Below are 23,082 nucleotides of genomic sequence, written 5' to 3' on the forward strand. Positions count from 1 at the left end.
TCAGAGCTTCGGTAACTGCCCGACACGCCCCATCATTTCAGTGACGATCTGCAAGTCCAGCAGGAACTGCTCGACTGTCTTGAACTCATTGTCGGTGTGCCCGGTGTACTTCACTTCGGGCCGCGCCAGGCCGAATTGCACGCCATTGGGCAGTTCATGCACCGAGGTCGCCCCGGCCGACGTGCCGAACTTGTGCTCCATGCCCAGGTTTTCGCTGGCCACTGCCAGCAGCGCCTTGACCCACTCGCCTTCCGGGTTGCGGTACATCGGCTCGGCCACCGAGTAGGTGAAATCCACCTTGACCTTGGTGTGCTTGTCCCAGGCGCTGAGTTTGTCGGCGATTTCCGCTTTCAACGTCTCTGGGGATTTACCCTTCGGCACCCGCAGGTTCACTGCCAGTTTGAAGGCGTTGTCATCCTGGCCGACAAACGTCAGCGAGGTGGTCAGCGGCCCCATGAACTCGTCGGAGAAACCCACCCCCAGCTTGCCGCCCAGGTAATCCAGGCCCCAGTTGTCGGACGCATAACGCGCGGCGTCGGTGATGTGGTTGTGCTTGAGGGCGATCTTGCCGTCGATGCTGTGGATCAACTCGAGCATGCGCGCCACCGGGTTGATGCCGGATTCAGGCTCGGAGGAGTGCGCTGAAACACCGGTCACCGTCAGCTTCACTTCTTTACCGACCGCCTTGGCTGCCACCTCGAAGTCGCCACCATTGGCCTTGGCATACGCCGCACCGGCTTTTTGCAGGCTGGCCGCCAGTTCGGCGGGCTTGTCGCTGACAAAGGTCGCCACCGAGGCCGATGGAATCTGGTTGGTCGCCATGCCCCCGGTCATCGCAATGATTTCCGCACCCTTGCCTTCGCCTTTACGGCGCGGGAAGGTGGCCATCACGGTGCCGTAGCCTTTCTCGGCAATCACCACCGGATAGCCACCGTCCAGCGCTAGGTTGTACTGCGGTGTCGGGTTCTTTTCGAAGTAATACGGGATCGCATCGCCGGAAGTTTCCTCGGTGGTGTCCACCAGCAGTTTGAACGTGCGCGCCAACGGCAGCTTCTCTTCCTTGATCACCTTCATGGCATACATCGCCACCACGATGCCGTTCTTGTCATCCTCGGTGCCACGGCCGTACATGCGGTCGCCGATCAGCGTGACCTTGAACGGGTCGAGCTTGGTGCCATCTTTCAACACCCAGTTTTCCGGCGTGACCGGCACTACGTCGGCATGGGCGTGAATGCCGACCACTTCATCGCTGGCGCCTTCCAGGGAAACTTCATACACGCGGTTGTCGATATTGCGGAAGTTCAGGTTGAAGGCCTCTGCCAGGTCCTTGAGCTTGGCCGCGATCCTGAGGAACTCCGGGTTTTTGTACTGCGGCATACCGTCGATGTTGAAGGTCGGAATTTCCACCAGCTCGCGCAAGGTTTCTGTGGCGGCTTTGCCGTACTTCACGCGGGTATAAATGCCCAGCAGGCGATTGATCTCGTTCTGCTGGTCGGCGTTCAGCGGCTTGTTGTCGAGAAAGGCGCTGATCGCCGGGTCCACGTCGGCGGTCTTGCCCAGGTCGCCCTTGGCCAGGGTGCCGAGGAAACCACGGAAATCAGTGACGGAGGTTTCGTTGAAATTCTTGAGAATCGCGGTGCTTTGCTCGGCGGAGATGTTGGCGAAGGCGGGGGTGACGATCGCCGAGAGGCTGGCTGCGAACAGGCTGGCAGCCGCCAGTTGCTTGAGTGGGAAGTGCATTGTTGGAGCATTCCTTTGCAGGTGGTGAGTAAGAGGTTTCTGACTGAAGTGTCAGAAACATTTCCACACACTAACACTGCAAAGGAGGGGGTGGGAGACCCGAGTGAGGGAATTTTACTGCTTCGCTCTGCAATCACTGCCCGATCAGAAGCGGCGATTTTCACGGTTGATGGCTAACCAAATACAGGGTTTGGGTGAACGTTCCATCGAGGTTGGGCGCGGAAGTCATTGTGCCGGTAACCCCGGCATATTTTCCCGTGCTGCCGAGGACGGCGACTGTGGATTGACCCGCTTCAAGCTCCTGCCCGCCTACGACGATGGTGCCTATGACGGTTTTATCGGGACCGAAGAACAGCAGTGTCCATTGGCATTGGCTGTGTACCCCCGGCAGGGTGGTGACGCAGTAGCCACTGTTGCTGCCGATGTCTTTGCGGTCCTGGTCCATCAAGGGTTGATCGAATACAAAAAGATCGCCTTGGGAGGCGCCCACAGGCCCGATATCGACTGCGTTTTTGAGGCCGCGCGTACCGTCGGCGAGGGTGACGAGGGTCAGTGTTTGCACGTTGTTGACGCAGGCGCTCAGAGGGATAAGCAACAGCAACATGCAAGAAAAGCGAAGGGCGGCGGTTTTCATGGGCGGGCTCTCATGTGAGTGACCTGAACGCGCAGCACCGCTAAAGCTGCGCCCAGAGAGTGCAAGGCTAGCAAGCGAACGACATTTTACAAGGTGCCTGGGGGTGGGGCTGGATACTCGTCTGTCATCTACAGCGCTTTGGCAGAGGGCCCGTCCCACAACTGCTCATGCAGTTGCCCTACACGTTTAGCCATCGCTTCATTGCGCATCACCACCTCCAGGTTGCGTGAATTATCCAGGTAGCCGCCCAACCAGTTGCTGGTGCCAATCCAGGCGCCTCGGTCTTTCTGAAATACCGCGGTTTACGGTTTTGGGGCGGCTTCGCCCCCCGGCGCGGGGCAAGCCTGCTCACTGCAAAGCTCGTAGCGGACGCAGAGGGCGCCTTTTTTTTCCGAGAGGGCGAGGATTTTTACCTGGCCCAGTTCGCTCAGGGCCTGGACGTGTGTGCCGCCACAGGCGTAGGCGGGCAATTCGCCGAAGCCGACTTCGCGGGTGCCTTCATCCAAGGCCATATGGCGCGAGTAATCCGCGGCGATCCATTGGTTGACCTGTTGCTGGATGGTCTCGGCGTCGATGGTTTGTGCCGCTTCACCACGGATAAAAGTGATCTTGCCTTCGCCCGGCCAGTGATGGGCCTTGATCGGCATCCAGCCGAGGCTTTCGCCGGCGTTGCCGATCAGGTGCCCGGCAGAATGCAGGCGGGTGTGCAGGGCGCGGCGTGTCTCATCGACGCGCGCGCTGATCGGACCAGGGGCGACCGCTTGATCAACGTAGTGCACCACCTGGTCGGCTTCCTGGATGACGCGCAATACCTGGCTGTCACCGAGCCAGCCGGTATCGAATGGCTGGCCACCGCCTTGGGGATGGAAGATCGTCGACTGCAGGATGACTGCAAAATGCGCCTCGTGGGGCGTGCAACTGAGCACTTCGAGCTCGGCCGTCAGGTGGTCATGGGTGAAAAACAGGCGCTCGGTCATTTTCTACATCCGCATCAGGGTTCTGCGCGCAGTATAAATAGTGCGTTAATACGTGATAATCCGCTCAACTATCAATGGACCTGTGCGTCATGAGCATCAATCTTCCTTTGCCGCTGCTGGGCGAAATGGCGATTTTCGTCAAGGTGGTGGAAACCGGCAGCTTTTCCGCGGCCGCCCGGCAAATGGGCGCTTCGCCGTCATCGGTCAGCCGCAGCATTTCGCGCCTGGAAAAAGCCCTGGCCACGCGTTTGCTGCAACGCACCACGCGCAAATTGCGTTTGAGCGAGGGCGGTGAAGAGGTATTCAAGCGTTGCCAGGACATGGTCAACGCGGCGCGCTCGGTGATGGAGGTCAGCGGCCAATTTACCCATGAGGCCGAAGGCCTGGTACGGGTCAGCGTGCCCAAGGCGGTGGGGCGGTTTGTGGTGCATCCCCATGTGCCGGAGTTCTTGCGGCGTTATCCCAAAGTGGATGTGCAGTTGATCCTGGAAGACCGGCCGGTGGATTTGATCGACGACAACCTGGATCTGATCCTGCGCATCTCCGAAAGCCCGCCGCCGGGGTTGGTGGGGCGGCCATTGTTTCCCATCGAACACTTGCTGTGCGCGACGCCGCAGTATCTGGCTGAGTACGGCACGCCGGAGCATCCCCATGACCTGCTGGAGCACAGTTGCATCTACCTGGGAGAAACTGCCGCGGATGCGCGCTGGAAGTTTCGCCAGGCTGGCAAGACGGTGACGGCCGGGGTGCGTGGGCGTTATGCGGCGAACCATACCGGCGTGCGGTTGGATGCGGTGTTGCAGCATGTGGGTATTGGCAGTCTGCCGTACTTTACGGCGCGCCATGATCTGGACGCGGGGAGGGTCCTGCAGGTGTTGCCGCAGTGGGATTTTATTGCGTCGTACCACGGCGATGTGTGGCTGCTGCATTCGCCAACGCGGTATCTGCCGCCCAAGTTGCGGGTGTTTATTGATTATCTGGTGGAGTGCATGGCCAAGGAGCCGACGTTGCGCCGACGGTAGATACGCGGTCTAAAAAATGTGGGAGCGGGCTTGCTCGCGAAAGCGGTCTGCCAGTTGATGAATATATTGACTGACACTCCGTATTCGCGAGCAAGCCCGCTACCACATTGGGTTCTGCGGTGTTTCGACTATCAGTGCTTGCTTTGGTCTTCAGGCATGGCCAGCAGCTGCTTTTCCTGGTTCCAGTCGAACGGTTCGTCGTTCTGTTCGGCTTCGAAGCGACGCTCTTCCAGGGCCTGGTACATGTCCAGTTCTTCGTCCGGCATGAAGTGCAGGCAATCGCCGCCAAAGAACCACAGCAAGTCGCGTGGCACCAGATGGGCGATTTGTGGGTAGCGCAAGATGACCTGGCTCATCAGGTCCTGGCCCAGGTACTGGCTTTCGATCGGGTCGATCGGTAGCAGGGCGCGCAATTCGTCGAAGCGCTCCAGGAACAAGGTGTGGCTTTCCTCGGGCACCTGTTCGGCTTCGCCGACGGCAACCAGGATGCTGCGCAGGTGGTCGAGCAAGACGAGATGATCGGCAACGACGTTGGACACGAGATAAGTCCTCTAAAGCAAAAACGGGCGCGAGAGTATATAGCCCTCGCGCCCGTATTTATATGACCGCCGGTATCAGCGGACTGTGCCCTCTGCCTGGGCCAGCTCTTCCTTGCTGAAATCATCCACGTCGATCACCTTGCGCCGCGCCGCTTCGGCGTCGCGCAGGGTTTGCGCTTCGGCCGGTTGCAGCACGCCCGCTTCCAGCGCCGCGTCGATGGCATGCTCGCCAGCCGCCGGTTTGACCTGGCCGCTCTTGAGCGCGGTATGCAGTTTCTTCTGCAACGCATGGCTGGCGCCCAGGAGGTCGTAGGCATGTTGCAGGGCGCCGACCGGGTCTTGCGCCGATTGCGGGCGGTAGCAGCCAGCCAGCAACTCTTCCAGGGTCGGATCGCCCTTGGCGCGGCCGATCACTGCGGCGACTTCGGCATCCAGCGCATCGGATGGCCCGGTATGCCGACGGCCGAACGGGAACACGATCACCCGCAGCAGGCAACCGAGCACCTTGTTCGGGAAGTTGCTGAGCAGTTCGTCCAGTGCGCGCTCCGATTCACCCAGGCTTTCCTCCATGGCCCAGGCGAACAGCGGCTCCATGTGGCCCGGCGAGTCCAGGTCGTGGTAACGCTTGAGCGCCGCCGAGGCCAGGTACATGTGGCTGAGTACATCGCCCAGGCGTGCCGACAGGCGTTCGCGGCGTTTGAGTTCGCCACCCAGCAGCATCATGCTCAGGTCGGCGAGCAGGGCGAACGCCGCGGCCTGACGGTTCAGCGCGCGGAAATAACCCTGGCTCAAGCGGTTGCCCGGTGCTTTCTCGAAGTGACCGATGCCCAGGTTCAACACCAGGGTGCTGGCGGCGTTGCTCACGGCAAAACCAATGTGTTGCATCAACAGGCTGTCGAATTCCTTCAGCGCCTGATCGTGGTCTTCACGACCGGCCAAGGCCATTTCCTTGAGCACGAACGGATGGCAGCGGATCGCGCCCTGGCCGAAGATCATCAGGTTGCGCGAGAGGATATTCGCGCCTTCCACGGTGATGAAGATCGGCGCACCTTGCCAACTGCGCCCCAGGTAGTTGTTCGGGCCCATGATGATGCCCTTGCCGCCGTGCACGTCCATGGCGTGGCCGATGCACTCGCGGCCGCGTTCGGTGAGGTGGTACTTGAGGATCGCCGACAGCACCGAGGGTTTCTCCCCGAGGTCCACCGCGTTGGCGGTGAGCATGCGCGCACTGTCCATCAGCCAGGCATTGCCGCCGATCCGCGCCAGGGCTTCCTGGATACCTTCGAACGCCGACAGCGGGACGTTGAACTGCTCGCGGACCTGGGCATATTGGCCGGTGACCAGGCTGGTGAACTTGGCGGCGCCGGTGCCCACGGCAGGCAGGGAAATCGAACGGCCCACGGACAGGCAGTTCATCAACATCATCCAGCCCTTGCCGAGCATCTCCTGGCCGCCAATCAGGAATTCCAGGGGGATGAACACGTCCTTGCCGGAGTTGGGACCGTTCATGAACGCGGCGCCCAGCGGCAGGTGGCGACGGCCGATTTCCACACCCGGTGTATCGGTGGGGATCAGCGCGAGGCTGATGCCCAGGTCTTCCTCTTCACCCAGCAGGTGATCCGGGTCATGGGCCTTGAACGCCAGCCCGAGCAGGGTCGCGACCGGGCCCAGGGTGATATAGCGTTTTTCCCAGTTCAGGCGCAGGCCGAGGGTTTCCTTGCCTTGCCATTCACCTTTGCAAATCACCCCGGTGTCGGGCATGGCACCGGCGTCGGAGCCGGCCAGCGGGCCGGTGAGGGCGAAGCACGGAATGTCGTCGCCCCGGGCCAGGCGCGGCAGGTAGTGGTTGCGTTGCTCGTCGGTGCCGTAGTGCAGCAACAGTTCGGCCGGGCCGAGGGAGTTGGGCACCATCACGGTGGACGCCAGGTCGCCGCTGCGGGTCGCGAGTTTCATCGCCACCTGGGAGTGGGCGTAGGCCGAGAAGCCCTTGCCGCCGTATTCCTTGGGGATGATCAGGGCGAAGAAGCCATGGGTCTTGATGTGCTCCCAGGCGGCGGGCGGCAGGTCCATGGCCTGGCCGATGTCCCAGTCGCTGACCATTGCACAGAGTTCTTCGGTGGGGCCGTCGATAAACGCCTGTTCTTCTTCAGTCAGTTGGGCCTTGGGGTAAGCGAGCAGCTTGTCCCAGTCCGGGCGGCCGCTGAACAGTTCGCCATCCCACCACACGGTGCCGGCGTCGATGGCATCGCGTTCGGTCTCGGACATCGGTGGCAGGACTTTCTGGAACCAGCTGAACAGCGGCTTGGTGAAGTATTGGCGGCGCAGGTCGGGCAGCAGCAACGGCACGGCGACAACGGCGATCAGTATCCAGAAAACCAGCAGCAGCCAGCCCGGCGCGTGGCTCCATGCGCCCATCGCCAGCAGGTAGACGGCGACCACGCCCAGGGCGGGCAGGGGCGCGGTGCGGCGGTGTGCCAGGTAGGCAATGCCGACCACCAGAACCAGTATCCACAACAACAGCATATTCAATCCTCCGTGAAACCAGGGGCGAAACCACCAGGGAGCTTAGTCGGCATCCGAGCAAGCGGGGTGATCCGGGTGTAACGAGATTTGGCCGATTCGTCGTTATCTCGATGGCAGGCCTGTGGTTAGACTCCAGGCTTCCTTCGGAGATAACGCTCATGGATACGTACCTGAGTCCCAGCCGCTTCATCGATAGTGACCACCCTGCGGTGGTGGAGTTCGCCGAAAAGCATCGCAGTACCAGTGCGGATTTTAATGACCAGGCAGTCAGTCTTTATTACGCCGTACGTGAGGCGATTCGCTACAACCCCTATACCTTCAGCCGCGATCCCAGCACCTTGAATGCCAGCTTCGCCTTGGCCACCGGTGAAAGCTATTGCGTGCCCAAGGCCAACCTGCTCGCTGCCTGCGCCCGCCACTGCGGCATCCCGGCGCGTATCGGCCTGGCGGATGTGCGCAATCATCTGTCGACGCCGCGCCTGCTCGCTTTACTCAAAAGCGATGTATTCGCCATGCACGGTTACACCGAACTTTACTTGCGCGGGCGTTGGGTCAAGGCCACCCCGGCGTTCAACAGGCAGTTGTGTGACGTGTTCGATGTGCCGCCGCTGGAATTCGATGGGATCAATGACAGTGTGTTCCACGCGTTCAACCGCCAGGGGCAGCGCTCGATGGAGTACATCGTCGACCATGGGCAGTTTTCCGATGTGCCTGAAGCGTTTTTCTTCGAGCATATTCGTACGTGTTACCCGCATCTGTTTGCCGCAGACAGTCCGCCGCTGCTCGGTGACATGCACACCGATTCAAGCCGTGGGTGAACCGGCGTATGCTGCTGCGCTCACCACACAATAAGGCACTGTCATGCTGAAAATCTGGGGTCGTAAAAATTCATCAAACGTCAGGAAAGCACTGTGGTGCGCCGAAGAACTCGGCCTGGACTATGAGTCAATCGATGCGGGCGGGGCGTTTGGTGTGGTCGACACCCCGCAGTACCGGGCGCTGAACCCCAACGGCCGGGTGCCGATGATCGAAGACGGCGACTTTGTACTGTGGGAGTCCAATACCATCGTGCGTTACCTCTGCGCCAAGCAGGGGGGGAGTTGGTATCCCAGTGATGTGAAGGCGCGCGCCAGCGCCGAGAAGTGGATGGACTGGACCACTTCCACTCTCGCCGAGCCGTTCAAGACGGTGTTCTGGGGCATCCTGCGCACCCCGGCGGAAAAACAGAACTGGGACAGCATTCACGCCGCGCGCCAAGCCTGCATCGATGTGCTCGGCACCGTGGAAAAAGCCCTCGCCGAGCAGCCGTATCTGTCGGGCAGCGAATTCGGCATGGGTGATATTCCCCTGGGCTGCTTTATCTACGCCTGGTTCGAAATGCCTATCGAACGGCCTGCGATGCCCAATCTAGAGGCCTGGTACCAACGCCTGCAACAGCGCCCGGCCTATCGCAAAGCGGTCATGACCGCGTTGACTTAATACTGACTATTAATACAGGTGACTGTACTTGTGCGGCGCGGGCAGCCACCATGCCTGTCATGCGCCGCCGTTGAACTTCGTGGCGTGCGCCTTCATCTATTCTTCCTCTTCTCTTCTTTGGTGCGTAATCCGATATGAGTTCCGCTCTGTCCATCCGGCAGCTAACCAAAACCTACGGCAACGGTTTCCAGGCCCTGAGTGGTATCGATCTGGACGTTGCCGAAGGTGACTTCTTCGCCTTGCTCGGCCCCAACGGTGCCGGCAAGTCCACCACCATCGGCATTCTGTCGACCCTGGTCAACAAGACCAGCGGCACAGTGAACATCTTCGGTCATGACCTGGACACATCCCCGGCCGCGCTCAAGCGTTCCATCGGCGTGGTGCCCCAGGAGTTCAACTTCAACCAGTTCGAAAAGACCTTCGACATCGTCGTGACCCAGGCCGGTTACTACGGCATTCCGGCGAAAATCGCCAAGGAACGTGCCGAGCAATACCTGACCCAACTGGGCCTGTGGGACAAGCGCGACGTCCCCTCGCGCTCGCTGTCCGGCGGCATGAAGCGGCGCCTGATGATTGCCCGGGCGCTGGTGCATGAACCGCGCCTGCTGATCCTCGATGAGCCCACCGCCGGCGTGGACATCGAATTGCGCCGCTCGATGTGGACCTTCCTCACCGAACTGAACGAGAAGGGCATCACCATCATCCTCACCACCCATTACCTGGAAGAGGCTGAGCAGCTGTGCCGCAACATCGGCATCATCGACCACGGCACCATTGTCGAGAACACCAGCATGCGTAACCTGCTGGGCCAGTTGCATGTGGAAACCTTCCTGCTCGACTTGAAGAACAATCTGTCGGTGCCGCCGCAGCTGCTCGGCTACCCGAGCCGCCTGGTCGACAGCCACACCCTGGAAGTGCAGGTGGACAAAGCCATGGGCATCACCGCGCTGTTCACGCAGTTGGCGACCCAGAACATCGAAGTGCTGAGCCTGCGCAACAAAACCAATCGCCTTGAGGAGTTGTTCGTGTCCCTGGTGGAGAAAAATCTGGCGAAGGTGGCGTTATGAGTTCCGAACTGCAACCCAACCTCGTCGCGCTGCAAACCATCATCTATCGCGAAGTGAAACGCTTTACCCGGATCTGGCCGCAGACCCTGCTACCGCCGGCGATCACCATGGTCCTGTACTTCGTGATCTTCGGTAACCTGATCGGCCGGCAGATCGGCGACATGGGTGGTTTTACCTACATGGAGTACATCGTGCCGGGGCTGATCATGATGTCGGTGATCACCAACGCCTACGGCAACGTGGTGTCGAGTTTCTTCGGCAGCAAGTTCCAGCGTTCGATCGAGGAACTGATGGTGTCGCCGGTGTCGCCGCATACCATCCTGATCGGCTACACCGTGGGCGGCGTGCTGCGTGGCCTGATGGTCGGCGTGATCGTGACGTTGCTGTCGCTGTTCTTCACCCACCTGCAGGTGCATCACCTCGGGGTCACCATTCTGGTGGTGGTGTTGACGGCGACGATCTTCTCGCTGCTGGGCTTCATCAACGCCGTGTTTGCACGCAACTTCGATGATATTTCGATCATCCCGACATTCGTGCTGACGCCGCTGACCTACCTGGGCGGGGTGTTCTATTCGATCACCTTGCTGCCACCGTTCTGGCAGACCGTGTCGTTGGCCAACCCGGTGCTGCATATGGTCAACGCGTTCCGTTACGGCATTCTGGGGGTGTCGGACATCAAGATCAGCGTGGCGATCACCTTCATGCTGGTGGCGACCGTGGTGCTGTATATCGGCTGCGCGAAGCTGCTGGTGAGCGGGCGTGGGATGCGTACCTGACTCACTGACTGCATGCGGTCAGAAAATGTGGGAGCGGGCTTGCTCGCGAAGACGGTGTATCAGTCAAAGATGTATTCACTGACCCACCGCTTTCGCGAGCAAGCCCGCTCCCACATTTGGTTATGTGCAAGGCATTATGGCTTTAGTGCCAACTCGATCAGCGCATGCAGCTCTTCCACCGGCAACGGCGCATCCGCAAACAAGATCCTGAACACCGTCGGCGCCGCCAGCAGGTTGATCAACCGCTCCACGCTGGGCGCCTGTTCGCCGGGATAGCGATCCACGATCACCTGCAACTGCCCGCCAATCAGCGCCACGCAATACCCCGGCGTCTGGCTGCATTGCACGTCGCGCATCATGTGGCGTCCCGGCTCTGAACTCATCTCATCCAGATACTGCTCGGCCCAGGCTTGCAGGTCGCCGCGCAGGCTGCCGGTGTTGGCCGGTTCGCTGTCCGGGCGCAGGCGTGCCAGGGCCACATCGGCCAGCAGCACCGAAAGGTCGCCCCAGCGCCGGTAGATGGTCGACGGCGTGACGCCTGCGCGCGCGGCAATCATCGGCACGGTGACGCTGGAACGCTCATGGGCTTCCAGCAATTCGCGCACCGCCGTATGGACGGATTCTTGGACCCGGGCACTACGGCCCCCCGGGCGGAGGCCTTCTTTTATCGCCATGTTTGCGACCTTAACACAAAGAATTTGCTTTAAGCGCCGGCCAGTAGCACACTCAGCAAAAGCAAAATATTAGCTTTAGCGGAGCGTGCCCATGTCCAGCAACCCTTCTAACCGTTCCAGCCTGGTGTTCCTGGCGATCACCTTGCTGACCTTCCTCGCCGCTTCCAGCGCGCCGACGCCGTTGTATCACCTGTATCAGGAAGGCCTGCATTTTTCCGCGGGCATGCTTACGCTGATCTTTGGGGTCTATGCCATCAGCCTGCTGGCGGCGTTGTTGACCGTGGGCTCGCTGTCGGACCACCTGGGGCGCAAGCCGGTGATTTTCGCCGCGCTGGTCCTGGATATGCTGGCGATGTTGCTGTTTATCAATGAGGGCAGCGTTGCCTGGCTGATTGCTGCACGCACGTTGCAAGGTTTCGCCACTGGCATGGCCACCGCCGTGCTCGGTGCCGCGCTGCTCGACCACGATCGCCAGCAGGGGCCGCTGGTCAACAGTGTGGCGCCGTTGCTGGGTATGGCGTGCGGTGCGATGGGCAGCAGCGTGCTGGTGGAGTTCGCGCCGCTGCCGACGCAGTTGATCTACTGGACACTGTTCGTGCTGATGCTGTTGCAGGCGCTGTACGTATGGCGCCTGCCGGAAACCGTGAGCCGCATTCCGGGAGCCTTGGCCTCGTTGCGCCCGACCTTGCATGTGCCGCCCCAGGCGCGCCGGGCCTTGTGGTTGTCGCTGCCGGTGGATGTGGCGGTGTGGGCGATGGGCGGGTTCTATCTGTCGTTGGCGCCCTCGCTGGTACGGGCAGCGACCGGTTCCACGTCCAACCTGATCGGCGGTGGGCTGGTGGCGGTGCTGACCTTGAGCGGCGCGCTGATGATCTTCAGCCTGCGCAATCGGCCTGCCGACAAAGTCCTGCGCCTGGGGGCAAGCCTGCTGGCCGTCGGTGTGGGGCTGATCCTCATGGCGGTGCACAGTGCCAGTCTGCCGCTGTTTTTCATGGCCACGCTGGTTGCGGGCAGCGGTTTCGGCGCCGGTTTTCTTGGCGCGTTGCGCAGCGTGGTGCCCCTGGCGCTGCCCCACGAGCGGGCCGGCCTGATGTCGGCGTTTTATGTGTTGAGCTACCTGGCGTTCTGCCTGCCGTCGCTGCTGGCGGGCAACCTGATCCGCAGTTTCGGCCTGATCGCCACCACCGATGGCTATGGCGTTGTGCTGATCCTGCTATCGCTTGGTGCCCTGGGCGGTCTGCTGGTACAGGGCTCGGTAAAACGTGCTTATAGGTAAAACAGATAACAGTTAGAGAAATTACCCGTTATATAGATATTCGATTGGGTTCTACCATGGTCTCAACCTCATGCGAGGAAGAGGATAACCATCATGACCTGCTCGAATACCATCAGTTACAAACCCTTCAGTCACCTGGCCCGGCCACGGGAAGTGATTCGCCAGTTCACCCCCAACTGGTTTGCCGCGACCATGGGCACCGGCGTGCTGGCGCTGGCCTTGGCGCAGGTGCCGGTCAACCTGCCGGGCTTGTACGCCATCGCCGAAGGCTTGTGGTGGTTCACCATCGGCCTGTTTGTATTGTTCAGCGGATTGTATGCGGCCCGCTGGGTGATGTTTTTCCACGAGGCGCGGCGGATCTTCGGGCACTCCACGGTTTCGATGTTCTTCGGCACCATCCCCATGGGCCTGGCGACCATTCTCAACGGTTTGCTGTTGTTCGGCTTGCCGCGCTGGGGCGGCGATGTGATACCGCTGGCCGAAGCCCTGTGGTGGCTGGACGTGGCAATGGCCCTGGCCTGTGGCGTGTTGATCCCCTTCATGATGTTCACCCGCCAGGAACACAGCATCGACCAGATGACGGCCGTGTGGCTGCTGCCCGTGGTCGCTGCTGAAGTGGCCGCTGCCAGCGGTGGCCTGTTGGCGCCGCACTTGGCCGATGCCCATGGGCAACTGGTGATGCTGGTGACAGGCTACGTACTGTGGGCGTTTTCCTTGCCGGTGGCGTTCAGCATCCTGACCATCCTGATGTTGCGCATGGCCCTGCATAAACTGCCCCACGCCAATATGGCTGCGTCGAGCTGGCTGGCCCTTGGCCCGATCGGCACTGGTGCCCTGGGTATGTTGCTGCTCGGCGGCGACGCCCCGGCGATCTTTGCCGCCAACGGCATGCCCGGTGTCGGCGAGATGGCCAGCGGCCTGGGCCTGGTGGCCGGTATTACCCTGTGGGGCTTCGGTTTGTGGTGGATGCTGATCGCCGTGTTGATCACCCTGCGTTACCTGCGTGCGGGCATCCCATTCAACCTCGGCTGGTGGGGGTTTACCTTTCCACTGGGCGTGTATGCGCTGGCCACGTTGAAGCTGGCGAGCCTGCTGCACCTGGGGTTCTTCAGTGTGTTCGGCAGTGTGCTGGTGCTGACGTTGGCGTTGATGTGGCTGATCGTCGCCAGGCGCACCGTGCAGGGCGCCTATAAAGGTGAGCTTTTTGTTTCGCCGTGTATTGCAGGACTAGGGAATAAGTAAGCCGGATTAGGTAAAGTCGTGGCCTGAATGCTTTTACAAAAAAACAGGCCACGCAGGAACACGGACGATGAGCCACCCCTCGCAATTCACCTTGCTGCGCACACGGCGCTTCCTGCCGTTTTTCATTACCCAGTTGCTGGGTGCTTTCAACGACAACATCTTCAAGCAATCGCTGATCCTCGCCATTCTCTACAAGCTGACCATCGACGGTGACCGTTCGATCTGGGTCAACCTGTGCGCGTTGCTGTTCATCCTGCCGTTCTTCCTGTTCTCGGCGCTGGCCGGGCAGTTTGGCGAGAAATTCAACAAGGACGCGTTGATCCGCGCGATCAAGATCGGCGAGATCGTGATCATGGCCGTGGGCGCCGCGGGCTTCTTGACCAACCATCTGGAATTGATGCTGCTGGCGTTGTTTGCCATGGGCACCCATTCGGCGCTGTTCGGGCCGGTGAAGTACTCGATCATGCCCCAGGCCCTGCACGAAGATGAGCTGGTGGGCGGCAACGGCCTGGTGGAGATGGGTACGTTCCTGGCGATCCTGGCCGGCACCATTGGCGCCGGGATCATGATGTCGTCGACCCATTACGCGCCAGTGGTAGCGGTGGCGATTGTCGGCGTGGCGGTGCTCGGTTACCTGGCCAGCCGCAGTATTCCGCGGGCGGCGGCGTCGACGCCGGGGCTGCGTTTGAACTGGAATATCTTCAGCGAATCCTGGGCCACTTTGCGCCTGGGCCTGGGGCAGACACCCGCGGTGTCACGGTCCATTGTCGGCAACTCGTGGTTCTGGTTTGTCGGTGCGATCTACCTGACGCAAATCCCGGCCTACGCCAAGGAATGGTTGTACGGCGACGAAACTGTAGTGACGCTGATCCTCACCGTGTTCTCGGTGGGTATCGCCCTCGGTTCGATGCTCTGCGAAAAACTCTCCGGGCGTAAGGTGGAAATCGGCCTGGTGCCGTTCGGTTCATTCGGCCTGACGGTGTTTGGCCTGCTGCTGTGGTGGCACTCAGGCGGCTTCCCGCAGAACGTACAGGCCAACGATTGGCTCGCGGTGTTGAGCCATGGCCAGGCGTGGTGGGTGTTGTTCGACATCCTCGGGCTGGGCGTGTTTGGCGGCTTTTATATCGTGCCGCTGTATGCGCTGATCCAGTCGCGTACTGCCGAGAACGAACGCGCACGGGTGATCGCGGCGAACAACATTCTCAATGCATTGTTCATGGTGGTGTCGGCGATTGTCTCGATCCTGCTGCTCAGCGTGGCCAAGCTGTCGATTCCGGAGTTGTTCCTGGTGGTGTCGCTGCTCAACATCGCGGTGAACACCTACATCTTCAAGATCGTGCCCGAGTTCACCATGCGTTTCATGATCTGGCTGCTCAGCCATTCCATGTACCGCGTGGAGCACCGCAACCTGGAAGCGATCCCGGATGAGGGCGCGGCATTGCTGGTGTGCAACCACGTGTCGTTTGTCGATGCGCTGTTGATTGGCGGCGCGGTGCGTCGGCCGATTCGCTTCGTCATGTACTACAAGATCTACCACTTGCCGGTGCTGAACTTTATCTTCCGCACGGCCGGAGCGATTCCGATTGCCGGGCGGCATGAGGACATTCAGATCTACGAAAAGGCCTTCACGCGGATTGCGCAGTATCTGAAGGACGGCGAGTTGGTGTGCATCTTTCCGGAAGGCAAGTTGACGGCTGACGGCGAGATGAATGAGTTTCGCGGTGGGGTGACGCGGATTCTGGAGGAGACGCCGGTGCCGGTGATTCCGCTGGCGTTGCAGGGGTTGTGGGGGAGCTTTTTCAGTCGCGATCCGAACAAGGGCTTCTTTCACCGGGTCTGGTCGCGGGTGGTGTTGGTGGCGGGTGAGCCAGTGCCAGAGCCGACGCCTGCAAGATTGCAGGAGGTGGTTGGTGGGTTGCGGGGAAGTGTCAGGTAGGTTTGTGTTGAAGGGGCGGGCCTCTTCGCGAGCAAGCCCGCTTCCACATTTGACCGCGTTCCACTTTTGGAATACGGGCGAATGTGGGAGCGGGCTTGCTCGCGAAAGCGGTAGTGGCCTAAGTGCTGATCTTGAGCCCAATGAGCCCGCAAATAATCAACGCCACACTGGCCAACCGAAACAACGCCATGGATTCCCCGAACAGGATGATCCCAGCGATCACCGTACCCACGGCGCCCACCCCGGTCCACACCGCATACGCAGTGCCCAGCGGCAGTTCCTTCACGGCCAGCCCCAGCAGGCCAAGGCTGATGGCCATGGCGACAATCGTCAGGGCGGTGGGCAGGGGCTTGCTGAAGCCATCGGTGTATTTCAAGCCGACGGCCCAGCCGACTTCAAACAATCCGGCAAAAAACAGAATGATCCAGGACATGCTGACCCTCTTCTATATAGACGTGGGGTCGTCCCCGGATTAGGCGCTTGAGAGCGTCGCGGGGTCGTCCCCGCGAAGTTCGTTAGAGTGCCGAACTGTGCCCGGCGGATCAAGTTTGTGGGGTGTTTTCCAGTATGCGACGGTCTTCTTTCTCGCTCATGCGGCGGAAGTAGGTCGACAGCAATGCCCCGGAAATATTGTGCCAGACGCTGAACAGCGCACTCGGCACCGCCGCCAGCGGCGAGAAATGTGCACTGGCCAATGCGGCGCCCAGCCCGGAGTTCTGCATGCCGACTTCCAGCGCCAACGACTTGCGCTGCGCCAATGGCAGCTTGAACACGCGGCCGGTGAAGTAGCCCAGCAGGTAGCCGAAGCTGTTATGCAGCATCACCACGGCCATGATCAGCAGGCCCGATTCGGCGATCTTCGCCTGGCTGGCGGCCACCACCGCGGCGACTATGATCACGATGCTCACCACCGATACCAATGGCAACACGTCCACCGCATGCCTTACGCGTTCGCCGAGCACACGCTGCGCGACTACGCCGAGCACGATCGGCAGCAGCACCACTTGCAGGATCGACCAGAACAGCTCCATGAACGATACCGGCAGCCAGGCCGAGGCCAGCAACCAGATCAGCGCCGGGGTGAGCAGCGGGGCGAGGAGGGTAGTGACGGCGGCGATGGCCACCGACAGCGCCAGGTCGCCACGGGCCAGCCAGGTCATCACGTTGGACGAGGTGCCGCTTGGGCAGCAACCGACCAGAATCACGCCGACGGCAATTTCCGGCGGCAGGTGGAAGGCCTGGCACAGCAACCACGCCACGCCCGGCATGATCACAAAGTGCGCGACCACGCCCAGGGCGACGCGCCACGGATGGCGGGCGACCTCGGCGAAGTCATCAATCTTGAGGGTCAGCCCCATGCCGAACATCACCAGGCCCAGCAGCGGCACGATGGCGGTTTTCAGGCCGATGAACCAGCCCGGTTCGAGGAACGCCAGTACCGCGAAAATCAGCACCCAGTAGGCGAAGGTATTGCCGACGAAGCGGCTCAGGGCGGCGAGTGCGCGCATGGGAGTGTCCTTGTTATTAGTGAATGACTCTGCTTGGAAACCCAATCAAATGTGGGAGCGGGCTTGCCCGCGAATGCGGTGGCTCAGTAACGGATTTAGTGACTGACACTCCGCTTTCGCGAGCAAGCCCGCTCCCACACAAGCCCGCTCCTATAGGTGGAACTTCACATGGCTTAGATGCCTTGTGGCGTCTCTTCACCGCCCAGAGCTTCAACCAGTGCCGGGATGAACTCGCCGAACGTCAGCATCATCAGGGTGAAGCTTGCGTCCAGTTGGCCCAGGGCTTCGTCGCCGCCGTCCTGTTCCGCCTGGTCTTGCAGCAGGTCTTCGAACTTCAGGCGTTTGACGGTCATCTTGTCGTCAAGCATGAAGGACAGCTTGTCCTGCCAGGCCAGGGCCAGTTGGGTCACGACTTTGCCGGTGGTCAGGTGCAGCTGGATCTCTTCGCCGGTCAGGTCCTGGCGCTTGCAGCGTACGATGCCGCCGTCTTCGTGGGTGTCGCGCAGTTCGCATTCGTCGAGGACGAAGAAGTCATCGGCCGGTTTCTGGGTGGTGACCCAGTCGGTCATGATCGCGGTTGGCGCTGTTTTTACGGTCAGCGGGCGAACGGGCAGGGTGCCGATCACTTCACGCAGTGTCGACAGCAGATCTTCGGCGCGTTTCGGGCTGGCCGAGTTCACCAGGATCAGGCCCTGTTTCGGCGCGATGGCAGCGAAGGTCGACGAACGACGGATAAAGGCGCGCGGCAGGAAAGCCTGGATGATTTCATCCTTGAGCTGGTCGCGTTCCTTCTTATAGACCTTGCGCATTTGCTCGGCCTCGATTTCTTCGACTTTTTCTTTCAGTGCGTCACGCACCACGCTACCCGGCAGGATACGTTCTTCCTTGCGCGCAGCGATCAGCAGGAAGTCACCGCTGACGTGAACCAGGGGAGCGTCTTCACCTTTACCGAAAGGCGCGACGAAACCGTAAGTGGTCAACTCCTGGCTGGCACACGGGCGCGCCAGTTTGGTGGCCATGGCCGCTTCCAACGCCTCGGCATCAACAGGCAGATCTTGGGTCAGGCGATAGATAAGCAGGTTCTTGAACCACATGGGGTGAGTCTCTCCTTTATACAAAGGCGGGCATTATTGTCTTGATCACGTCTGAGGCCAACCCTGCCTAAGCCATTGGAAGGCCTCAAAAAAAAGATTTAAGAAAGTGCTTGCCAGACCTTGGGTCGCTCCGTAGAATGCGCGCCACACCGAGACGAAGGGTGATTAGCTCAGCTGGGAGAGCATCTGCCTTACAAGCAGAGGGTCGGCGGTTCGATCCCGTCATCACCCACCATTCGCTTCAAGTGTTACGCGCAGCGGTAGTTCAGTCGGTTAGAATACCGGCCTGTCACGCCGGGGGTCGCGGGTTCGAGTCCCGTCCGCTGCGCCATATTCGGTAACCTGGAACACTGAACGCCAGGTCACCACAGGAAGCCCGCTCATTGAGCGGGCTTTTTTGTGCCTGAAATTCCTTCCTTGCATATTTTCGTATGAACACACCTTGGATGTGGCGCGCGGTTACGTGCCGCTTCTTGCCCACGCGCACGCTCCGATAAATGAGAGCTACGCCACAAAAGGCGTCCTCGACGGTTTCTTTGCCTCTCTGAATTGCACTTTTCTGCTTACTCACGGACCAACGGCGCGTGTAGGAAGTTTCACTATCAGGGACGTGTCATGTTTTTTATACCCCATCCATTTGTTCGTGCGCTGGCCTGTTGGGCTGGGTCGTTGGTCTGTGCGGCGGATATGCGCAGGTTGCCTATGACCTGTTCAGCGCAACCCCTCTCAAGCAGCCCAGCCAATTCATTCTCGCCAGCGACCAGGGCTGTCCGGTGTTTTTGATGTCCTGGCTGAACTTCAGCGCCGAAGCTCACGCCGGGTTCGCTGCACATCTGCTACCAACCCTGTAGCCCGACGCTTCTCTCTCTGCCTCTGGCACCGCTCAGGAATGGCGCAGCTCAAAAGGAATTGAACATGAACAAGCATTTGTACCGCATCGTTTTCAACAAGGCTCGTGGCTTGTTGATGGTGGTCGCCGAGAACGTCAGCAGTGGCGCCAAAGCCGCCGGTAGCTTGGGTTGCACAACGGTTGCACCCGTCTGCGAAGAGCGGCTGACGCCTTTGCGTTTTGCCATGATGCTGGGGCTTGGCCTGATTACACTGGTGGCGGCTTCGGCTCAAGCCGCCGTGATTGCTGATCCCTCAGCGCCTGCGGGGCAGCGCCCGGGTATCGGTGCCACCGGTAGCGGTGTCACCCAAGTCAACATCACCGCGCCGAGTGCGGGTGGGGTGTCACGCAATACCTATCAGCAGTTTGATGTCGATTCACGCGGCGTCATTCTCAACAACTCGGCGACCAACAGTCGTACCCAATTGGGCGGTTGGATCGAAGGCAATGCGGCGCTGAGTGGCGGTTCGGCACGGGTGATTCTCAACGAAGTGAACTCGAGCAATCCGAGTCGCCTCAACCTCAAGAGTTATCAAAGATGCTGGAGTTAAATAAAATTGATGTGCTTATTCATAATTGATTGATGAGGGCTGCATGGATAACTTCGAAGGGGCAGACGAGCAATTGCTGGCGCGTCGCAAGGCTGGTTTTTCAACATTCAAATCCGAGCGCCTGCCGGTGCTCCATGAATTCTGCACCAGCCTAGGGTTTGAACAACCTCACGAGGTCCTGAACACGCCCGGGAAATTTTTGGCCCAATTGGACAGCGGTTTTCGAAGTGCAGTGATCAGTGAGGCCAACCGTGTATGGTTCATTACCCGTATCGGTTACTACATCGGCGAGTACCTGGCGACACGGTATGACGGGTATTGGCAGGTCGATGAAGACCCGGCGTCGCCTACCTTCGCACGCTATGTGGTCGGCGGTTTCTCCTTCGACGGGGTAACCACGCCAATGGTCGACCCAATGGAGATGGCTCAGCATTACGCCGATACGCCCGCACCAAGGTCCCTGGTTCAGGAAATCGATAAGGTGCTGGTCAAGTAAACGCGATGACTCATGATCAGATCCTGAAACACGTAGCCGACGCACGTGCGCTAGCACCTGGAACTTCGGTCCACTTGATTGAGTAGCAGACTGCTCAAGTGATCCGCGCCGCCTCATTGCAATATTGAACGTAGAAAGCCCGCTCAATGAGCGGGCTTTTTTTGTCTGCGATTTTTATTTGTGGCGAGCAAGCTCCCTCGCCACAAGGTCTGTTGGCGTTTAGAAATCCCAGCGTGTGGTGACCATGAAGTTGCGCGGCTCGCCATAGGCGGCAGAGTTATAGAAGCCGATGTTGGTGTAGTAGGACTTGTCGAAGATGTTGTTGACGTTGAGTGTCGCCGACAGGTTTTTGCTGATCTGGTATTTGCTCATCAAGTCCACCAGCCAATAGGCATCCTGGGAAAACTCTTCATAGCCGCCGCGCGGGCTGTTGTAGATGTCCTGCCAACCCACGCTCTGCCAGCGCACGCCGCCGCCGACGGTCAACTTGTCGAGGTTGCCCTTGAGTTTGTAGGTGGTGTACAGCTTGACCTGGTCTTCAGGCTCAAACGTGGAGATCTTCACGCCCTGATCGTCACGCACAATCTTGTGTGTGTAGCCCGCCTGGAGCTGCCAGCCTGGAGCGACTTCGCCGGACATCTCCACTTCATAACCCTTGGTTACCGCCTTGCTGCTCTTGTAGGCATAGTTGCTCGGTGTCGGCTTGAGGTTGTTGTACTCGTCGTCAGACAGCGCGCGATTGGACTCATGGATCTCAAAGTACGCCGCGCTGGCGTTGACCCGGCCATCGAGGAAGTCGGCCTTGATCCCCAGCTCCCAGTTCTGGCCTTCGTCCGGCTCCAGCAGCTTGTTGTCGCGGTCGCGGTTGTAGTTTTCCTGGGGCATGAAAATGTCGGTGTAGCTGGCGTACACCGCGTATGTGTCGTTCAGGTCGTAGACCGCACCGACATACGGCACGACCCGCCCGGACTCGCGATAGTTGGGGTTGTAGCCGGTGACCTGATAGTTGACCAGGCGTGCGCCGAGCAACACCTTGAGGTCGTCGGCGAGGTTCAGGCGCGTGGTCGCATAGGCGCCGGTCTGGCGCACGGTGTCGTCGATCAGCGATTGCGCCTTGCCCCAGTCCGGCATCGTCGCGTGGCCGCGCCAGTTATTGAAGTCGACGATATTGGGCGCCAGGTTCCAATAACCTTTGCCATTCCATTCCGATGCGCTGATCGAACCACCCAGCACCAACTCATGTTCACGCCCACCGAGGCTGTACGGTCCACTCACATACAGGTCGGCGGAATCGCTGACGGTCTCGCCGGTGTATTTGCCCGAGGTCAATTGCGCGGTGCCATCCGGCTGCGGCTGGTCGCCCTGAATCGAGCCCATCAGCGCGTGGTAGCCGTTGATCTTGTGGTCCAGTTGCAGCTTGGTGATCCAGCCGTTGCCCAGGTCATGTTCCAGCATGGCGAATACCGTGCGGGTGTATTGCTCCCAACTGCTCCACTCGGCCGCGTTGTTGAACGAGCGCTTGACGCTGTTGCGATTGCCCTGGGAGTCGATCAGCGGAAAGCTGCCCGACCAGGACGAGCCCTTTGGCAGCGTGTCCTGGTAGTCACCGCCTACGGTCAACAGGGTATCGGGTGACAGGTCGAATTCCATGATGCCGTAGTACGTCGGGCTCTGGCGCGAGTAGTGGTCCATGAAGGAATGCTTGTCCTGGTACGCCGCGACGGCTCGGCCACGCACATTGCCGCTGTCGGTCAGCGGGCCGCTGACGTCCAGTTCGCTGCGATAGTTGTCCCACGAACCGGCGCCGAGGCTTGCGTGGCCCTGGAAGTCTGCAGTGGGTTTCTTGCGCACCAGATTGATGGTCGCGCCCAGTGAGCCGGCGCCGGTGAGCAGGCCGGTGGCGCCCTTGAGTACTTCGACGCGGTCGTAGATCGCCATGTCGCTCAGGGTGTTGCCCGCCGAGTACGCGACATTACGTGCGGTCGAGGGGATGCCGTCGTACTGGAAGTTGTTGATCGAGAAGCCGCGCGCATAGTAGTTGCTGCGCTCGCTGTCGAAGGCCGACACGGTGATGCCGGGAGTGTGGCGCATCACGTCGTCGACGTTGTTCAGGCCGAAGTCATCCATGTGCTGGCGGGTGACCACCGACACCGATTGCGGGGTTTCCTTGGGCGTCAGCACCAGGCGGGTCGAGGTCGCGATGGCGCCGGGGGTGTAGGAACCGGTGTCTTCGGTGACGTTGCCCAGCAGGTTGGCGCTGACCTGGGTCGGGCCCAGTTCCAGGGTGCCGTTGTCGGCGGTGGGGGCGGGCTGCAGCGCATATACCTGGCCGTCTTTAACCGCGCGATAACCACTGCCTTGCAGCAGGCGGTCGAAGCCCTCCTGGATGGCGTAATTGCCTTGCAACCCGGGGCCGTTGAGGCCCTCCAGCGCGGGGGATTGAAACACGATGGCCACGCCGGCCTGTTGCGCAAAGCGATTGAGCGAGGCGCCCAAAGGGCCTGCGGGAATGTCGTAGGCGTGGGCGGCGATGTTGCTCGTGTCCGCCTGCACCGGGCTGATGCTCAACGCCGTAGCGCTGAATATGGCCAAGGACAGCGGCGCGATTTTCAGTAGGTCAAAGCGCCCGCGTGAGTAGGAAGGGGTCTGCATGGTGAAG

The 23,082-nt window shown here is 60.4% G+C and carries 19 protein-coding genes, 2 tRNA genes and 2 pseudogenes; 12 read left to right on the plus strand and 11 right to left on the minus strand.

All coding sequences use genetic code 11. The features are described 5' to 3' along the window. From LIY36_RS09055 to LIY36_RS09070, 4 genes and pseudogenes are all read right to left on the minus strand, one after another. On the minus strand, positions 1-1,740 hold the full coding sequence (locus LIY36_RS09055; RefSeq protein WP_226455471.1) for a dipeptidase: 1,740 nt from the start codon (positions 1,738-1,740) through the stop codon (positions 1-3). A gap of 160 nt (positions 1,741-1,900) precedes the next feature. Next, on the minus strand, positions 1,901-2,374 hold the full coding sequence (locus LIY36_RS09060; protein WP_226455472.1) for a hypothetical protein: 474 nt from the start codon (positions 2,372-2,374) through the stop codon (positions 1,901-1,903). Positions 2,375-2,502: 128 nt separating this feature from the next. Next, a pseudogene (locus LIY36_RS09065) lies at positions 2,503-2,649 on the minus strand (phospholipase D-like domain-containing protein); the annotation flags it as partial. 27 nt (positions 2,650-2,676) lie between these two features. Further along, positions 2,677-3,351 carry an alanyl-tRNA editing protein gene (locus tag LIY36_RS09070; protein WP_226455473.1) on the minus strand — a complete coding sequence of 225 codons (675 nt, stop codon included), beginning with the start codon at positions 3,349-3,351 and terminating at the stop codon, positions 2,677-2,679. Positions 3,352-3,440: 89 nt separating this feature from the next. Here LIY36_RS09070 and LIY36_RS09075 point away from each other — a divergent pair, with 89 nt between their 5' ends. Further along, positions 3,441-4,373 (plus strand): LysR family transcriptional regulator, encoded by a 933-nt coding sequence (locus tag LIY36_RS09075; RefSeq protein ID WP_226455474.1) that lies wholly within the window; start codon positions 3,441-3,443, stop codon positions 4,371-4,373. Between the two features lie 131 nt (positions 4,374-4,504). On the opposite strand, the gene LIY36_RS09080 is transcribed toward LIY36_RS09075, so the two are convergent. Together LIY36_RS09080 and LIY36_RS09085 are read right to left on the minus strand one after the other, a co-directional pair. Continuing rightward, positions 4,505-4,912: a PA2817 family protein gene (locus LIY36_RS09080; RefSeq protein ID WP_192298859.1), complete on the minus strand. Its 408-nt coding sequence runs from the start codon at positions 4,910-4,912 to the stop codon at positions 4,505-4,507. 75 nt (positions 4,913-4,987) lie between these two features. Continuing rightward, complete coding sequence (locus LIY36_RS09085; RefSeq protein ID WP_226455475.1) at positions 4,988-7,435, minus strand: acyl-CoA dehydrogenase; 2,448 nt, start codon at positions 7,433-7,435, stop codon at positions 4,988-4,990. A gap of 158 nt (positions 7,436-7,593) precedes the next feature. Here LIY36_RS09085 and LIY36_RS09090 point away from each other — a divergent pair, with 158 nt between their 5' ends. From LIY36_RS09090 to LIY36_RS09105, 4 genes are all read left to right on the plus strand, one after another. Next, positions 7,594-8,253, plus strand: coding sequence for a transglutaminase-like domain-containing protein (locus LIY36_RS09090; protein ID WP_226455476.1), 660 nt, complete (start codon positions 7,594-7,596; stop codon positions 8,251-8,253). Between the two features lie 43 nt (positions 8,254-8,296). Continuing rightward, positions 8,297-8,914, plus strand: a complete 618-nt coding sequence (locus LIY36_RS09095) for a glutathione S-transferase family protein (protein WP_192298862.1) — start codon at positions 8,297-8,299, stop codon at positions 8,912-8,914. Positions 8,915-9,048: 134 nt separating this feature from the next. Further along, a complete protein-coding gene (locus tag LIY36_RS09100; protein WP_192298863.1) occupies positions 9,049-9,981 on the plus strand; it encodes an ABC transporter ATP-binding protein in 933 nt (310 codons plus the stop codon). Then, positions 9,978-10,757, plus strand: coding sequence for an ABC transporter permease (locus LIY36_RS09105; RefSeq protein ID WP_017737220.1), 780 nt, complete (start codon positions 9,978-9,980; stop codon positions 10,755-10,757). The genes LIY36_RS09100 and LIY36_RS09105 overlap by 4 nt, the downstream gene beginning before the upstream one ends. A gap of 134 nt (positions 10,758-10,891) precedes the next feature. On the opposite strand, the gene LIY36_RS09110 is transcribed toward LIY36_RS09105, so the two are convergent. Next, entirely contained in the window at positions 10,892-11,431 is a 540-nt protein-coding gene (locus tag LIY36_RS09110) for a TetR/AcrR family transcriptional regulator (RefSeq protein WP_226455477.1), read from the minus strand. A gap of 91 nt (positions 11,432-11,522) precedes the next feature. Between LIY36_RS09110 and LIY36_RS09115 the strand changes: the two genes are divergently transcribed. The 3 genes from LIY36_RS09115 to LIY36_RS09125 all read left to right on the plus strand — a co-directional run bounded on the left by LIY36_RS09115 (position 11,523) and on the right by LIY36_RS09125 (position 15,885). Further along, positions 11,523-12,707: an MFS transporter gene (locus LIY36_RS09115; protein ID WP_226455478.1), complete on the plus strand. Its 1,185-nt coding sequence runs from the start codon at positions 11,523-11,525 to the stop codon at positions 12,705-12,707. Positions 12,708-12,800: 93 nt separating this feature from the next. Beyond that, positions 12,801-13,949: a TDT family transporter gene (locus LIY36_RS09120; RefSeq protein WP_226455479.1), complete on the plus strand. Its 1,149-nt coding sequence runs from the start codon at positions 12,801-12,803 to the stop codon at positions 13,947-13,949. Positions 13,950-14,016: 67 nt separating this feature from the next. Continuing rightward, positions 14,017-15,885, plus strand: coding sequence for an MFS transporter (locus LIY36_RS09125; protein WP_226455480.1), 1,869 nt, complete (start codon positions 14,017-14,019; stop codon positions 15,883-15,885). A gap of 118 nt (positions 15,886-16,003) precedes the next feature. Here the strand turns inward: LIY36_RS09125 and sugE are convergent, their stop codons facing one another. From sugE to rdgC, 3 genes are all read right to left on the minus strand, one after another. Continuing rightward, the gene (gene sugE, locus LIY36_RS09130; RefSeq protein ID WP_105524638.1) at positions 16,004-16,318 is read right to left on the minus strand and encodes a quaternary ammonium compound efflux SMR transporter SugE; all 315 of its coding nucleotides are present in this window, start codon (positions 16,316-16,318) and stop codon (positions 16,004-16,006) included. A gap of 109 nt (positions 16,319-16,427) precedes the next feature. Further along, on the minus strand, positions 16,428-17,393 hold the full coding sequence (locus LIY36_RS09135) for a bile acid:sodium symporter family protein (RefSeq protein ID WP_192298868.1): 966 nt from the start codon (positions 17,391-17,393) through the stop codon (positions 16,428-16,430). Positions 17,394-17,566: 173 nt separating this feature from the next. Further along, on the minus strand, positions 17,567-18,487 hold the full coding sequence (gene rdgC, locus LIY36_RS09140; protein WP_192298869.1) for a recombination-associated protein RdgC: 921 nt from the start codon (positions 18,485-18,487) through the stop codon (positions 17,567-17,569). Between the two features lie 159 nt (positions 18,488-18,646). Here rdgC and LIY36_RS09145 point away from each other — a divergent pair. The 4 genes and pseudogenes from LIY36_RS09145 (at position 18,647) to LIY36_RS09160 (ending at position 20,423) form a co-directional block, all read left to right on the plus strand. Next, positions 18,647-18,722, plus strand: a tRNA-Val gene (locus tag LIY36_RS09145). A gap of 19 nt (positions 18,723-18,741) precedes the next feature. Continuing rightward, positions 18,742-18,818: transfer RNA gene (locus LIY36_RS09150), tRNA-Asp, on the plus strand. Between the two features lie 584 nt (positions 18,819-19,402). Continuing rightward, positions 19,403-19,894, plus strand: a pseudogene (locus LIY36_RS09155) (two-partner secretion domain-containing protein); the annotation flags it as partial. Positions 19,895-19,970: 76 nt separating this feature from the next. Further along, positions 19,971-20,423: a hypothetical protein gene (locus tag LIY36_RS09160; protein WP_226455481.1), complete on the plus strand. Its 453-nt coding sequence runs from the start codon at positions 19,971-19,973 to the stop codon at positions 20,421-20,423. Positions 20,424-20,642: 219 nt separating this feature from the next. On the opposite strand, the gene LIY36_RS09165 is transcribed toward LIY36_RS09160, so the two are convergent. Continuing rightward, the gene (locus tag LIY36_RS09165) at positions 20,643-23,075 is read right to left on the minus strand and encodes a TonB-dependent siderophore receptor (protein WP_226455482.1); all 2,433 of its coding nucleotides are present in this window, start codon (positions 23,073-23,075) and stop codon (positions 20,643-20,645) included. Positions 23,076-23,082 lie beyond the last annotated feature (7 nt).

This window comes from Pseudomonas sp. AF03-9, from assembly GCF_020515815.1.
In the GTDB taxonomy this organism is placed as follows: Bacteria; Pseudomonadota; Gammaproteobacteria; order Pseudomonadales; family Pseudomonadaceae; genus Aquipseudomonas.